This window comes from Ruegeria sp. YTSC106 (assembly GCF_059609765.1).
In genome coordinates, this window is the sequence record NZ_JBXWMI010000010.1 from 114,063 (window position 1) to 128,463 (window position 14,401).

The window sequence follows — 14,401 nt, forward strand, 5'->3', positions numbered from 1 at the left end:
CCAGTCTCAGGTGTGGGCTCAAACGCAGCGGCGGAGAACACTGAACTGGAAAGACTGACTTTCCCCCCAAGGGGTTTGGTGCAGGTGATGGCGATGCGCGACGAGTTCAAAATGTTCCTCGAAAAGCACGGCGATATCGCTCGGACTATGGCGGGCGACCGGGAGACCACTGCAAGTCTCCGGCCCATCAAGTGCAAACGTAGCAATGATCACATGGCCGCCAATTCTTACCCCTCTCTTCACGCTTTCCAGATAGGCCGCGCGTTGCGATGTATCCACGAGAAAGTGAAAAACCGCCCTATCATGCCAGACGTCATATCTGCGATCGGGGACCCAAGAAGTTATATCTGCGGAAATCCACGTGACTGTTTCAGCGGCGCGCCCCAACCGTTCCCGGGCCGTGTCCAACGCGACCTGCGATAGATCGAGAACTGTCACGTCATGGAGCCCCTTCGCAAGCAACGCTCCAGCAAGACGAGATGTACCTCCGCCAATGTCGATGACGGATGAAGGCTTAGACACTCTGATCAACTCGATGAGTTCAAGCGATATCTCTGGATCGTCCTCGTGCCAACTCAATTGGGTGTCAAACTTCTCGCCATAGACATCGTCCCAGTGCTCTCTTGTGTTAGCCGTCATGTCGTATCGTTTTCCCAAGTTGTCGCCCTGGAGATATCCTCATTTTGACCGCTCCGCGCTGCGTTTTCGACTGGAGCAAAAACCAACAAGGCAACGCCCCAGACAATTCGATGCTGGTCCGTTGAATGGCCGCATGAAGTCATCTCGGCGACAATGTAGTACACACATTCCAATTGTGAAATGTTTTAGGTGAAATTTGATTGTCGGTCAGATTTCCACTGGGCCGCGCAAGCAGCTCCAGAATTTAGCGCAAGTATAACTGCAGTGGCGCGGGCCGGAGATACCGAAGCGTTGGCAGTTTGTGTACTGCTTGCCTGGATTGCTCTGTTCTTTCAGAATAGCCGGAAGATTTTCTGAGCTTTGGGGCTTCAATCAGTCAACGAATTGCTTAAAGCGCCTTTAACCGACAATGGACTGATAACTTATGAGCAGAGCCACAGATCGTTGAAATATGATTTGGTTCTTGAGTGGCTCCTACTCCATTTCTCTTAGTTCATAGAATTTCCTACAGTCCTTGAAACGGTGAACAATCACATCATTGGTGAATAGCTGCCGCATCAACAGACTCAGTTTTTCATGATCGCGCCGATCGCATACATACCACCATCGCTTTTGACCAACATCAGTGTGACTTCGTCACCGGCGCTAATCTCACCCATCATCTGGGCATTCTCAAGAAGCTGCAAATCCATCGTCATCGCGGGCCACCCGATCTCGGGGATCGGATCATGGCTGACGTTAGCGGTTTCGTCGCCAATTGAGTTCACCATAGCTTTTGCGTGAATCGCCCCTTCCATCTGTTCGGAGGACACGGACATGTTGGAATGGTCCATGCCGTGGTTCGTTTGCGCGATGCTGGTTGTCGTCGACACGGCCAATAGGGCCACAATAGCAGTCAAAGTTCTCATCAGATGCTCCTGTTTCAAGGTTGTGGGTATTATTCTGCCGGAAGCGCAGGGGGCACTTCCTGGATCGTGTGGGAAATCTCTCGGTTCACGCGATTGAGCGCGAGCCGTTTCCAAATCACGAATATTGCGGGAATGACGAAAAGCGTAAGAAGCGTCGCTGTCACCATGCCCCCAATCATCGGCGCCGCGATACGCTGCATGATTTCAGAGCCTGTACCGGTGCCGTACATGATGGGTATCAGTGCTGCAAAGATCGTGGCTACAGTCATTACCTTCGGCCGAACCCGAAGAACGGCTCCTTCGAACACCGCGTCTTCGATATCGTTACGTGTAAGCTTTCGCTGTTCCGATTGCGCCAGCCCACGACGTTTCTCCCAAGCAAGATTGAGGTACAGCAACATGACAATCGCTGTTTCCACGGCAACTCCCGCCAGCGCGATGAAACCCACGAGCACAGCTATCGAAATATCGAAGTTAAGATACCACAGGAACCAAACCCCACCTGCCAATGCGACCGGAAGCGCCGCAAGAATTATCCCGACCTCAATCACCCGATTGAACGCCAGGAAAAGCATGAGCGTGATAATTAGCAGGGTTGCAGGAGCAACGATCGTCAGCCTGTCCTGCATTCTCTCTATGTACTCATACTGCCCTGACCAAGTCAGCGAATAACCTGGAGGCAGGTCGACCTTTTCTGCAACCACCTCTTGTGCTTCGGCCACATAGCCGCCCAGGTCGCGCCCCGCGATGTCGATGAACACAAACCCAGTTCGTCGCGCGTTCTCTGATCGTATCATTCCCGGCCCGTCAACTATTCGAATATCGGCGAGAGCGGACAGTGGCACATGAGCACCCGATGGTGTGACAACAGGCAGATTTTCGAGCCGTTCCGGGCTGTCTCGCAATGCTTGAGGGTACCGTAGGTTTATAGGAAACCTCTCCAGCCCCTCCACAGATTCCGACACTTGCATACCGCCAATTGCGGTCTGCACTACGTCCTGAACTTCTCGAACACTCATCATGTATCGGGAGGCGGCATCTCGTTTGACGTCGATTTCGATGAAACGCCCGCCAACAGGCCGCTCTGCGTATGCGGAAGCCGTTCCTTTAATATCGGCGACCGCACGTTCTACTTCGATCCCGATATCTGTAATGACCTCCAAGTCCGTGCCAGATATTTTGACACCGACAGGTGTACGGATACCCGTTGCAAGCATGTCGATGCGGTTCTTGATAGGTTGGATCCAAACATTTGTGACGCCCGGAATCTGAACGATACGATCAAGCTCATTCCGGATTTTCTCCATTGTCATGCCCGGTCGCCATTCTTTTTCCGGCTTGAGTTGGATAGTGGTCTCCACCATTGTCAGTGGTGCTGGATCGGTTGCAGTCTCCGCACGCCCAACTTTACCGTGAACAGTTTCGACTTCAGGCACGGTCGCGATCAGGCGGTTGGTCTGCTGCAGCACCTCACGGGCTTTTCCCGTCGAGATCCCGGGGTAGAAGCTCGGCATGTAGAGAAAATCGCCCTCGTTCAACTCGGGCATGAATTCAGAGCCAATTCTCTGGTAAGGGTACCACATGGACGCCACCAGAACGCCGGCCAACAGCGTTGTCGCCCAAGGCCAGGCAATTGCCGCGTCCAGAAATGGGCGATACACGAACACGACCAAACGATTTAGCGGATTTTTTCGCTCAGGTAGAATACGCCCCCTTACAAAGTAACCCATCAAAACCGGGACCAGCGTTATCGAAAGGATGGCCGCAGCTGCCATGGCGTAGGTCTTGGTATAAGCGAGTGGCGAGAAGAGCCTACCTTCCTGATTTTCCAACACGAAGACAGGCAAAAAACTAACCGTGATGATCGCCAGAGAATAAAAAAGGGCTGGTCCCACCTCAGAAGCGCACTCTTGCACAATCCGCCATCGGTTCTCTGCTGTGAGCTTTTCTTTTTCCAACCGCCTGTGCATCGCCTCGATCATCACAATCGATGCGTCGACCATCGCACCAATAGCGATGGCTATGCCGCCGAGCGACATGATGTTTGCGTTTACTCCTTGCGCCTTCATCAGAATAAATGCGGCAAAGATTCCCAGCGGGAGCGACAGAAGAATCACCAGGGATGACCGCAGATGAAGTAGAAAAGCCGCGCACACAAGAACAACGACGATGAATTCCTGCGTCAATTTCTTCTGGAGGTTATCGATAGCGCGCTCGATCACACCAGATCGGTCGTAGGTCGTTATGATTTCGACCCCTTCCGGCAGGTTTGAACGCAACTCTTCGATGCGCGCTTCCACCGCTTTGATGGTCGCCAACGCGTTCCCGCCCCATCGCAGGATGACCACTCCGCCAACCGCGTCTCCTTGCCCGTCGAGTTCTCCGACACCACGGCGCATTTCAGGCCCCAGGCGGATTTCAGCGACGTCTCCCAGCGTCAGAGCGGCGCCACGCTCGTTGACCATCAACGGCGCGCTTGCAAGGTCTGACAATTCGTCAATGTAGCCCGAGGACCTGACCATGAATTCGGCTTCACCCATCTCAATGACGCTGCCGCCCGTCTCGCGGTTGGCCGCCTGAATAGCCGTCCTCAGTTGCGCAAGTGTTATGTCATAGGCACGTAGTTTGTTTGGGTCGACGACGACCTGGTACTGTTTGACCATTCCGCCGATGGTTGCAACTTCTGAGACGCCTTCCACGGCTTGCAATTCATATTTCAGAAACCAATCCTGCAGAGTCCTGAGCTGCGCCAGATCATGATTTCCTGTTTCGTCAACCAGCGCATACTGATAAATCCACCCCACCCCAGTCGCATCAGGGCCAAGTTGTGGAGACACGCCTTCGGGCAAGCTGCCGGTAATCTGGCCCAAATATTCGAGCACACGCGACCGAGCCCAATAGAGGTCCGTTCCGTCTTCAAAGACGACATATACAAAGCTATCTCCAAAGAACGAGAACCCGCGAACGTCTTTTGCACTGGGTACGGCCAATAAGGCTGTCGCAAGTGGATATGTTATTTGGTTTTCGACAACTTGAGGTGCTTGCCCGGGATATGGCGTGCGAACAATTACCTGGACATCCGACAGATCCGGGATTGCATCAACCGGTGTCTCGCGAATGGCCCAAATACCCGCAACTCCCATCATGAATGCGAGGGCTAAGATGACGAACCTGTTGGCGAGAGAAGAACGAATGATGGCCGTGATCACTGCGTAACACTCCCATCAAGTGTGACCTCTAACAGAGTCATCGAAAAGTCAGGATTGCGGCGAAGGATCAAAGAAACACCAATCCCCACAGGCAAGTTCGAAACGTCGACCCCTTCCGCAACCGGGAAATCCATTGTCATACCCGGCATACCGATCTCGGTCATTGGACCGTGTGTTACATTCGCGGTACGCGCGTTTGGGTTGATACTGTTAATCCGACCAGAAACCTGAAGCGGCGGCGCGATAGGGGTTGCCCCAGCCAACACCATTGTAATCCCATCTTCGCGCGCGAAAGTCAGAGTCATTTCAGGACCAACTTCGAGCATGCTTGTGTCCAGTGTTGGGTCTAATGGGAAATCCATGGTCATTCCCGGCATGCCAATCTCAGTCATCGGCCCGTGTGTGATAGTCGCAGTTCCCGCCTCAACATTAACGAGGTTGATCGTGCCGGTGGCTACAATCGGTGGAGCAGAAGGCGTGTCGGTTTCTTCGGGTTCAACGGAATCGGTCGGCGTAGAGCCCTCTTCGCGAACTGCTACAATCGAGAACATTCCTCCTTCCCCCTCAGCCAGATCAAACTCAATTGGCATGTCGATCGGCACGGTTGTTAGACTTACTCCCACTACAGGCAAATCCATTGTCATGGCCGGCCAACCGAGCTCGGGGATCGGTCCGTGCTCAAGCGTCAATTTGCCGTCGGAAGTGACGGCGCGCGCGACACCGGCACCAGTTCCGGCTATACCATCGTCCGGCGCAAGCTCCATCAGGCTCAGAAGCCCATCCGCACCCCGCGCGATCACGAAAGCAACTGCGTCGCCTGCACTCAAACGGTCGAGTGAAACACCAGACTTCACCGGAAACTCCGAAGTCATTGCGGGCCAATCGAGGCTTTCGAGAACGTCGTGACGAACAGTTGCCATACGATTTTCAGCATCGAGTGAAATCAGGGTACCTGCCCCGCGTGCCGGTTCGGTATCCGTTGGCGCCATACGCGTGAAGCCGGCGCTCAAAGCACTTTCACTGTCGATTAGAAACTGTGCGGATGCGACAACTTCCTCGCCGGGTTCAAGCCCTTGTAGAACTTCTGTTCGTCCCCCCTCGCCGAAACTATCTCGAAGACCTGTGGTCACCAATCTCGGGCGAAAAGTACCCTCGCCTGTTTTCAAGATGACACGTTCCGCCGAACCGGTACGAATTAACGCCTCTGATGGAACGGTGAGAACATTCCGGCTTTCATCTGGTATAAGGCTGACACTGCCAAACATTCCTGGCCGCAGCACGCCATCGGAGTTATCGAAACTCAGCCTTACGGGAAGAGTTCGGGTTTGCGGATCAAGCTCAGGGTAAACATAGTCGATGTCGCCTTCGAAGATGCGACCGGGTAGGTGCTCGAATCTTGCTATCGCGCGCATATTCTCCGACAAACGCGCAATATCTCGTTCGAATACATCGACGATCAGCCATACTTCGGAAAGATCGGTGACCGAAAACGCAAGTGTACCAGGCTGCAGGTACATTCCATCGGCGGCATTCAGCGCTATGACAACACCGTTTTGAGGCGCTTCAATTTGCACATTTCGAACCAACTCACCGCCTGCCTCGATCTCTGCAACCTGACGTGCGGACATACCGTGGCTGATCAACTTATTGCGCGCCGCGTTCAAAATACGCGGGTCACCAGCTTCGACTGCGCGTACAAGATCGCCGGTCGCAGCTGCAATCAGCGGCGAAAAGAGTTCGAATAGAACTTGCCCCTTCTCAACGCGATCACCGACCGCGCGAACTTTCAGTTCCTCAATCCAACCTTCAACGCGCGTATGAACGTGGCTGGTTAAGTGTTCGTCAAAGCCGACGAAACCTACCGTCTCAATACGAGGCTCGATATCCGTCATGCGTGCAACCGCAGTTCGCACGCCAATTGCGTTGATTTCGGCGGAACTCAGGGTGACTTCTTCTGGGTCGCCAGAAGGTTCCTGCCCAGAATATACTGGGATCAAGTCCATACCCATCGGCGATTTTCCAGGTTCTGGCTGCCGAAAATTCGGGTCCATCGGTGCTACCCAATAGAGAACTTCTGGTTCGTTCGACTGCCCCTGATCGATTGGATTCAAGTATAGTCTTTCAAGAATGACACCTCCACCCAGGCCAAACGCCAAGGCAAGAACTGATAGTGCCGCATATCTTCCACGCATAGTAATCTCCTGACGGTCGCAGTGATTGCTCGAACCGAATCAACATGAAAACCCGCGCTTGCGGGCCTTTGGATGTTAGGAGATTTGGGGAGGACGATCGGGAGTCAGAGGCTCTTGGGAGATATGGGTGTCCGTAGCCATGTTATGGTTTTGCTGCCCAAAAGCTGCGGCCAATAACGAAAGACCAACATGGGCCGGATATTCACCAACGCAACAGATGCCCGAATTGCATTCTCCGTTATGATTCACGTGGTCATCCGCGTGGAATTGGCCGGTCGTAGGATGCAAACCGCTATGGTCGTGTTTGAAATCTGATAACTTAGCAAAGAGTGACAAACCGTAACGGTCATGGGTGTTACTGCTTTTCACGTCACTGCTCGCAACAGCAACGGTCCCGACGAACGTCATCGCCAAGCAGACGCATGTTAATAACGTCATTCGCAACACTGAGACAAACTCACAATCCATTCTGGGCACGTAGTGCGTTCGTGGCGTGTGTGCAAGCCAGGCGGTAAAAAAAAGCAGGTGATTTGAAGCGCTGCATTTTAAAAGGCAGATTTCCGCGAGTGCAAATCACAAACTGCCAAAACTGAAGGCAGTTTATAGACGAGCGCAGCTAAGACTGGCCGAGTTTTTTTAAGATCGGGCAGTCAGGGCGATGGTCACCGGCGCATTCATCAATAAGATGAGTCAGTGTTGCATGCATGGCCTTCAAGTCTGTAATCTTGGCATCTATCTCATTTAGGTTTTGTTTGGCGATTTCTTTCACGTCTGCGCTTGCGCGTTCTTTATCCTCGTATAGCGCCAGTAGCGAGCGACAATCCTCAATGGTGAAGCCCAAAGAACGGGCTCGCCCAATGAAGGCCAGCTTGTGCAGCTCCTTTTCGTCAAAATGGCGATATCCATTCAGGCTGCGCCTGGGTTTGATGAATCCGATATCCTCGTAATAGCGGATGGTTTTGGCAGGCAGACCCGAACGTTCTGCTACATCTCCGATATTCACAGTGGTTCTCCCATTCTATTCGGCAGGCGCTGATCGCAGCGTCTGCTCGGTGCTCTGCGAGATCTGATCTCGCCCAACTTTGATCGGCTTTACCCAGCGCAACCGCAGCGCGTTGGTCAGAACAAATACACTGGACAGAGCCATGGCACCTGCAGCCAGAACCGGCGACAGCAACGGGCCGCCAAACGGATAGAGCACCCCCGCGGCGACAGGTATGAGCAGCGTGTTGTAGCTGAAAGCCCAGAACAGGTTTTGGCGGATGTTACGCATCGTGCGCTGACTAATGTCGAAGGCGTTGACCACGCCTGTCAGGTCGCCTGACATAAGAACGACATCAGCCGCCTCGATGGCGATGTCAGTGCCTGTCCCGATCGCAATTCCTACGTCAGCCGCCGCCAGAGCGGGGGCATCATTGATGCCATCACCCACAAAGGCCAGTTTTCCACCATTTGAGCGCAGATCTTGCAACGCGGATACTTTACCCTCGGGCAGAACCTCGGCCACGACATGATCGATGCCAAGCTGCGCCGCGATGGATTTGGCAGTAGCGGTATTGTCGCCGGTAATCATCGCTACTTTCAGCCCCAGTCCGTGCAAAGCTTCAATTGCGTCTGGCGTGGTGGTCTTGATTGGGTCCGCCACGGCGATGACGGCTGCAATAAATCCGTCTACGGAGGCATAAAGTGGAGTCTTTCCGTTGATTGCGAGTTCAGCGCCCCGATCAGTCAACGCGCCCATTTCAACCCCTTCGCGACTCATCAGGCGGTCGGCCCCGATCAGGATTGTATGACCTTCGACTGAGGCGCTTACCCCGTAACCGGTGATCGACGTGAAGTCTTCTGGCTTCGGAAGCTCCAGACCACGGGTTTCAGCCGCGCGCACGATGGCCGTGGCGATCGGATGTTCGGATGTGACCTCAACGGCAGCAACAAGGCGCAGAACCTCCTCCTCGGTCATTCCTTCGGCCACAATCAGGTCGGTTAGCTCCGGACGCCCTTCGGTCAAAGTCCCCGTCTTGTCCACCGCAACAACGGTGGTTTCCTGCAGCATTTGCAAGGCGTCGCCCTTTCGGAACAGGACGCCCATCTCGGCCGCGCGGCCGGTGCCGACCATGATTGAGGTGGGTGTGGCCAACCCCATGGCGCAGGGGCAAGCAATGATCAGTACCGCAACCCCGGCTACCAACGCCAAGCTGAGCGCGGGATCGGGTCCGAACAACATCCAAACCAGCACAGTCACAACGGCCACAGCGATCACTACCGGCACGAACCACAGCGTGATGCGGTCGACCAGGCCTTGAATCGGAAGCTTGGCACCTTGTGCTTGTTCGACCATCTGAATGATCTGGGCCAACATAGTGTCTGCGCCGATCTTTTCGGCCCGGTACGTTAATGCGCCCGCGCCATTGACTGTTCCGCCGACCACAGTTGCACCTTCCGTCTTTTCGACGGGAACCGGCTCGCCGGTGATCATGCTTTCATCGACATATGACGCGCCGGTCATTACGGCACCATCCACCGCGATCTTCTCGCCAGGTCGAACGTGCACAATATCCCCAACAACGATCTGCTCGATCGGAAGCTCAATAGCCGATCCGTCGCGCTCAACACGCGCTGTTTTTGCCTGCAGACCGACCAGTTTTCGGATCGCTTCACCAGTTCGGCCCTTGGCGCGCGCCTCTAGGAACCGCCCAAGCAATATGAGAACCACGATCACCGCTGCGGCCTCGTAGTAGACGTTTGCGGTTCCGGCCGGAAGAATACCCGGCGCAAAGGTCGAGATCAGTGAGAACCCATATGCCGCCGAAGTACCCAGGGCCACCAGAGAGTTCATGTCCGGCGCGCCTTTGACCAAGGAAGGGAATCCCTTGGTATAGAACTGCAATCCTGGGCCAAAAAGAACGATCGTGGTCAGAAGGAATTGCAGGTAATAGCTGTTCTGGATACCGATCGTGCTCGCTATCAGGTGGTGCGTGCCCGGAATAACATGCGAGCCCATTTCAAGAATGAATACCGGCAAAGCGAGCAAAGCGGCAAAACTTGTTCGCCGGGCCAATTGGCGAATCTCTTCGGCTTTGCGGTCTTGTGGTTCGGTCTGCGTCGCGGATCGCAGGCTCGCCGGATAGCCAGCAGATGCCGCAAGCGCCGCGATGGCTTCGGGTGTTGTGACTCCCTCAACATAACGCACAGTTGCACTTTCGGTGGCCAGATTGACCGACGCGGACAAGACGCCATCATTTGCTTGCAATGCCCGTTCAACGCGCCCCACGCACGATGCGCAGGACATGTTCTGAATATCCAGCGTTACCTCTTCCGTCCGTGCCGGATATCCGGCGCTGTTTAACGCATCAGCAATGGCCGCTTTATCGGCTGGATCGCGGAAATCGACCTGAACGCTTTCGCTGGCGAGATTAACCGAAGCGGCATCTACCCCTGGCACATCTTTCAACGCGCGCTCGACGCGCCCTACGCAAGAAGCACAGCTCATACCCTGAACTTGAAACCGTACATGTGAAATTTCAGTCATATTGTCACCACTAATATTCTGCTGACGGGCAACATAAGGGTTCCAGCAAGTGGAAGGTCAAGGGATGCGGTTGACTATTTTCCTGCTAATCTTGGGGATCCAATAATCACGACTTGACCTTCCTGTGCTGGAATACTCTAGCCGGGACAACGGAATGCAGGAGCAAACACTCATGACGACCCTAAATACCCCAGAAATGAGCTGCGGGCATTGCAAGTCAGCTATTGAAAAAGCCGTTGCCACGGTGGATTCTTCTGCACAGTTGGACTTTGACATGGAAAACCGGACGGTACGTGTCTTAAGCACCAATCCACTTGATCGTATCCTTTCAGCTCTGAAATCCGAGGGATACGAAGCCACGGTCGCATGAAAATTGGGGGAGCACATGCTGTCGCCCCCGTTGGCTCTACCTTGCGTCCCTGACAGCCTCGATTAGTCGGGTCATTTCATCTTCCGCGATCAACCCCGGGGCAAGCGCATCACCAATCACAAATGAAGGGGTGCCACTGAATCCAAGCTGCCGGGCCAATTCCATGGACACCTGAATATGCGCGTCGACTTCCGGCGCCTCCATATCTGCGCGCAATTGATCCTCGTCTAGGCCAAGTTCCCGAACTACTTTCAGGACACTGGCCTCGTTGGCACGGCCGTTCAGAGCCATAAGCGCCCAATGAAACTCTTCATATTTTCCCTGGTTTCGTGCGGCAAGCGCAGCGCGTGCTGCGAAGACGGAACCTTCTCCGAGTACGGGCCATTCTCTATAGACAACTCGCACATCGGAATCACCTGCTATCACGCTTTTCACGACAGGTGCAGCGCGTTTGCAATATGGACAGTTATAGTCAAAGAACTCGACAACTGTTACATTACCTTCAGGATTTCCGATGACGGGTGCATTCGGATCCTGTTCAAGCAATTCACGCTGGTTTTCCAAGACGTTTCCAATTGCTTCGGCTTTTGCCTTATCTTCGCGCTGTTGAAGCAGTTCCACCGCCTGCATGATGACCTCCGGGTTTTCCAGAATGGCTTCGAGAGCCAGCCGCTTCACATCGGCTTCAGTCAACTCGTCAGCGCTCGCCATAGGAGCACCAATCGACATGGCGACGGCGATTAAGCCTGCAAATATTCGTTTCACATCAGTTTCCTTCCGTTTGTTCTGCCTCGGTGCGCTGCTCTTGCAGCTTGCGTTCCCGATTCGGCCAACTTTCCTTGATGAAGGCAAGGATGTCCCAGATTTCCTGATCCGACAGAGTGTCCCCGAAACCTGGCATACCGCTTTTGACGTCAGTGACACCCATCTGTTTTAGTGTTTGGTCCCCGCCAAGCTTTGTATAATCGAACAACAGCTTGTCGCTGTGATGCCAAGTGTGCCCTGTTCGGTCATGCGGGGGTGCCAGTAGTACGCCATCTGCACCGGGTGTTTGCCAATCCGGCTGACCCTCCAAATTTGCCCCGTGGCATGACGCGCAGTTTTCGGCGTACAAAACTGCACCACGTGCCGAATCCGCCGATGCACTGTTCTGCGCACGCCCACTAAGGCCCCAGCCAGCGACCGCGACAATGATCACTACAGCAGCCAGTGACACCCATTTCGCCGCGCTCTTGTTCATCACGCCACGCTCAGCCAGGTCTTCATACCAGCGGCCTGATGCGACAGCATGTGGCAATGAAACAGCCAGTCCCCCGGGTTATCCGCAACGAACGCAATCTCCCGCGTTTCTATCCGGTCAACCAGGATTGTGTCCCGCTGCGGCCCCAGGCTGCCGTTCGGCAGAACTTCCTGGAAGTGCGTCCCGTGCAAGTGCATCGCGTGCGGAAAGACGGTGTCGTTCTGCATCTGAATCCGGACTATGTCGCCACGCGAAACGGCAGCAAGCGGGTTTTCAGGTAACCCGGCGACACCGTTGAATGTCCAGATCTGCCCTTCCTGAACCAATTCATTGGTGCTCATGACTTGGCCGTTAAAAGTGCCTTGACGCAGCCCGCCCATCGCCCCGCCTTCCATCACCAATGGAACTGTCAAAGCGTCAGAAACATCTTCGAGAAAAGAAGCAGGGTTGGGTGGCAGGGCTGCGATCACACCGCGGTTAGCAGATGTGCCGCTTCCCGAAACCGGGATCTCAGCGATGACAAACGATTCATCGCGTTCGTGAAGAGTTATTTGAACGGCTTCGTTCGATTCCGCTGTGACATCAACAATTAAGTCTGCTCGCTGTGCAGGCCCGAAAATAAGGGTTTTAAAATCCTCTGGCTGCCTTACAGGCATGCCATCATAAGCGACCAGTTTCCCGTTTGCGCCACCTACTGAGACATACATGATCCGATCAGTTGCCACGTTGACCATTCGAAGTCGCAAACGTTGGTTCGTCAAAACTTCTGTCATGGGCGATATGTGCGCGTGAACGTAATTTCCCATTCGGCCTGCATGCGTCCAGTCATGCATCGCGCCAAAATCATCGACGATTTGGGCATCCTGACCCAACCTCCAGTCATCCAGCAGGATCGTAATGTCACGATCCGTGTCCGGCGGGTCCGTTTCGTCGACGATGAACGCGCCGTAAAGGCCCCTGGCCACTTGTTCCGTTGACTGGTTATGAGAGTGGTACCAGAAGGTTCCCGCATCCTTCAAAGGCAAATCATACTGAAACTCGCCGCTTGTTGGTACAGCCTCCTGTGTAAGACCCGGCACCCCATCCATGTTGTTTGGAACCCGCAGCCCATGCCAATGGATTGCTGTAGGCTGAGGCAATGAGTTCAGGAGTGTCCGGCGAACCGTTTCGCCCTGCCGGGCACGAATTTCGGGGCCCGGAACACCGCCATCATATCCCCATATCTCGGTTTCAGGATAGCTGTCGGGGGCAACACGTGCCAATCCTGAACGCGCCTCGATTATTCGGGGGGCGGTGGCCGCCCTCCCGAGAGCCGGCACCGCGAGCAGTGCCGACGTGCCTGCAACGAATTGCCTGCGATTGAGCTTCATGAAGGTTTCCTTCCAAAGAATACTTGATCTCTCACTAGATTATCCCCCGTCGTGCACATCCAGCAGATAGGTTGCCATCGCCTTCCGGTCATCGTCTGTCAGAAAACTGGTCCCATAGTTTACGACCTCACCCATGGCGCCACCGAACACATCGCCGTCAGGCATGATGCCGGTACGCAGGGCATAGGCCAAGCTGTCGACTGTCCAACCCCGCATTTGCAGGGTTTCAAAATCGATGGCCGGCGCCTTGTCACCGCCCGGCAGAGAGTCGCTTCCCTTGAAGTGTTCGGTGTCCGAATTTCTTGCGCCAGCCAGGTTCCTCCCTGTGTGGCAGGCCGCACAATGCGTGGCACCTTCGACCAGTAAACGGCCCCGGTTCCATACATCATCATTACCTGGCACAGGATCGGTCCGGGGCGGTTTAAGAAAAGCCGCTCGCCACAGCTTCAAGCCCCACCGCTGATTGAAGGGGAACGCCATTTCCTGCTCTTTTGACGGTTCCGCTACCGGTGGAACCGTTAGCCATGCAGCCCAGAGATCGGCGATGTCCTGATCCGTGAAGTTGGCGTAGAACGGATAAGGAAAGGCCGGGTAATAGGGTTGTCCATCGGGCGACACACCCTGACGTACGGCGCGGGCGAACTCCTCGATGGTCCAATCACCGATCCCGTGATTGGGGTCTGTGGTCAGATTCGGTGAATAGAGCGTGCCGAACGGCGTATCCAACTCCAACCCGCCGGCCAAGGGCGCGCGCCCTTTGGCAAAATCTGTGTGGCAAGCGATACAGCCACTTGCCCTTGCCAGATAAGCCCCACGGTTAACGTCACCCTGAATGTCGAGCGATTGCAACGGCTGGCCAATCGGCCAAGCCATCACGGCAACAAGTCCCGCTGACGCCGTTGCGGCGGCAGCAAGGCCCAATCGGAATATCGGTCTCATGACGC

At 54.7% G+C, this 14,401-nt stretch carries 11 protein-coding genes; 1 reads left to right on the forward strand and 10 read right to left on the reverse strand.

Annotated elements, in window-relative coordinates; all coding sequences use genetic code 11:
- Positions 1-18 precede the first annotated feature (18 nt).
- The 6 genes from AC2FEB_RS14830 to AC2FEB_RS14855 form a co-directional block, all read right to left on the reverse strand.
- On the reverse strand, positions 19-657 hold the full coding sequence (locus tag AC2FEB_RS14830; RefSeq protein WP_496852732.1) for a class I SAM-dependent methyltransferase: 639 nt from the start codon (positions 655-657) through the stop codon (positions 19-21).
- A 548-nt stretch (positions 658-1,205) separates the two neighbouring features.
- Complete coding sequence (locus AC2FEB_RS14835) at positions 1,206-1,547, reverse strand: copper-binding protein (RefSeq protein WP_496852733.1); 342 nt, start codon at positions 1,545-1,547, stop codon at positions 1,206-1,208.
- A gap of 29 nt (positions 1,548-1,576) precedes the next feature.
- Positions 1,577-4,756 carry an efflux RND transporter permease subunit gene (locus AC2FEB_RS14840; RefSeq protein ID WP_496852734.1) on the reverse strand — a complete coding sequence of 1,060 codons (3,180 nt, stop codon included), beginning with the start codon at positions 4,754-4,756 and terminating at the stop codon, positions 1,577-1,579.
- Positions 4,753-6,948 (reverse strand): efflux RND transporter periplasmic adaptor subunit, encoded by a 2,196-nt coding sequence (locus AC2FEB_RS14845; RefSeq protein ID WP_496852735.1) that lies wholly within the window; start codon positions 6,946-6,948, stop codon positions 4,753-4,755. The genes AC2FEB_RS14840 and AC2FEB_RS14845 overlap by 4 nt, the downstream gene beginning before the upstream one ends.
- A gap of 616 nt (positions 6,949-7,564) precedes the next feature.
- Positions 7,565-7,951, reverse strand: coding sequence for a Cu(I)-responsive transcriptional regulator (gene cueR, locus AC2FEB_RS14850; RefSeq protein ID WP_108862307.1), 387 nt, complete (start codon positions 7,949-7,951; stop codon positions 7,565-7,567).
- A 15-nt stretch (positions 7,952-7,966) separates the two neighbouring features.
- Positions 7,967-10,477: a heavy metal translocating P-type ATPase gene (locus AC2FEB_RS14855; RefSeq protein ID WP_496852736.1), complete on the reverse strand. Its 2,511-nt coding sequence runs from the start codon at positions 10,475-10,477 to the stop codon at positions 7,967-7,969.
- A 172-nt stretch (positions 10,478-10,649) separates the two neighbouring features.
- On the opposite strand from AC2FEB_RS14855, the gene AC2FEB_RS14860 reads away from it, so the two are divergent.
- A complete protein-coding gene (locus AC2FEB_RS14860) occupies positions 10,650-10,847 on the forward strand; it encodes a heavy-metal-associated domain-containing protein (protein WP_496884195.1) in 198 nt (65 codons plus the stop codon).
- Positions 10,848-10,883: 36 nt separating this feature from the next.
- On the opposite strand, the gene AC2FEB_RS14865 is transcribed toward AC2FEB_RS14860, so the two are convergent.
- From AC2FEB_RS14865 to AC2FEB_RS14880, 4 genes are read right to left on the reverse strand one after another with little or no spacing between them, the layout of a single operon-like run.
- Positions 10,884-11,612 carry a DsbA family protein gene (locus tag AC2FEB_RS14865; protein ID WP_496852738.1) on the reverse strand — a complete coding sequence of 243 codons (729 nt, stop codon included), beginning with the start codon at positions 11,610-11,612 and terminating at the stop codon, positions 10,884-10,886.
- A gap of 1 nt (position 11,613) precedes the next feature.
- Positions 11,614-12,087 (reverse strand): c-type cytochrome, encoded by a 474-nt coding sequence (locus AC2FEB_RS14870; RefSeq protein WP_496852739.1) that lies wholly within the window; start codon positions 12,085-12,087, stop codon positions 11,614-11,616.
- Complete coding sequence (locus AC2FEB_RS14875) at positions 12,087-13,457, reverse strand: multicopper oxidase family protein (RefSeq protein WP_496884196.1); 1,371 nt, start codon at positions 13,455-13,457, stop codon at positions 12,087-12,089. Before AC2FEB_RS14875 ends, AC2FEB_RS14870 begins: the two co-directional genes overlap by 1 nt.
- Before the next feature lie 39 nt (positions 13,458-13,496).
- Positions 13,497-14,396: a c-type cytochrome gene (locus AC2FEB_RS14880; protein WP_496852741.1), complete on the reverse strand. Its 900-nt coding sequence runs from the start codon at positions 14,394-14,396 to the stop codon at positions 13,497-13,499.
- Between the last annotated feature and the right edge of the window lie 5 nt (positions 14,397-14,401).

Excerpts from the sequence above, each read along its gene's own strand:
- AC2FEB_RS14835 (WP_496852733.1), bottom strand. The coding sequence starts at position 1,547 with ATGAGAACTTTGACTGCTATTGTGGCCCTATTGGCCGTGTCGACGACA.
- AC2FEB_RS14845 (WP_496852735.1), bottom strand. The coding sequence starts at position 6,948 with ATGCGTGGAAGATATGCGGCACTATCAGTTCTTGCCTTGGCGTTTGGC.
- AC2FEB_RS14855 (WP_496852736.1), bottom strand. The coding sequence starts at position 10,477 with ATGACTGAAATTTCACATGTACGGTTTCAAGTTCAGGGTATGAGCTGT.
- AC2FEB_RS14860 (WP_496884195.1), top strand. The coding sequence starts at position 10,650 with ATGACGACCCTAAATACCCCAGAAATGAGCTGCGGGCATTGCAAGTCA.
- AC2FEB_RS14870 (WP_496852739.1), bottom strand. The coding sequence starts at position 12,087 with ATGAACAAGAGCGCGGCGAAATGGGTGTCACTGGCTGCTGTAGTGATC.
- AC2FEB_RS14875 (WP_496884196.1), bottom strand. The coding sequence starts at position 13,457 with ATGAAGCTCAATCGCAGGCAATTCGTTGCAGGCACGTCGGCACTGCTC.
- AC2FEB_RS14880 (WP_496852741.1), bottom strand. The coding sequence starts at position 14,396 with ATGAGACCGATATTCCGATTGGGCCTTGCTGCCGCCGCAACGGCGTCA.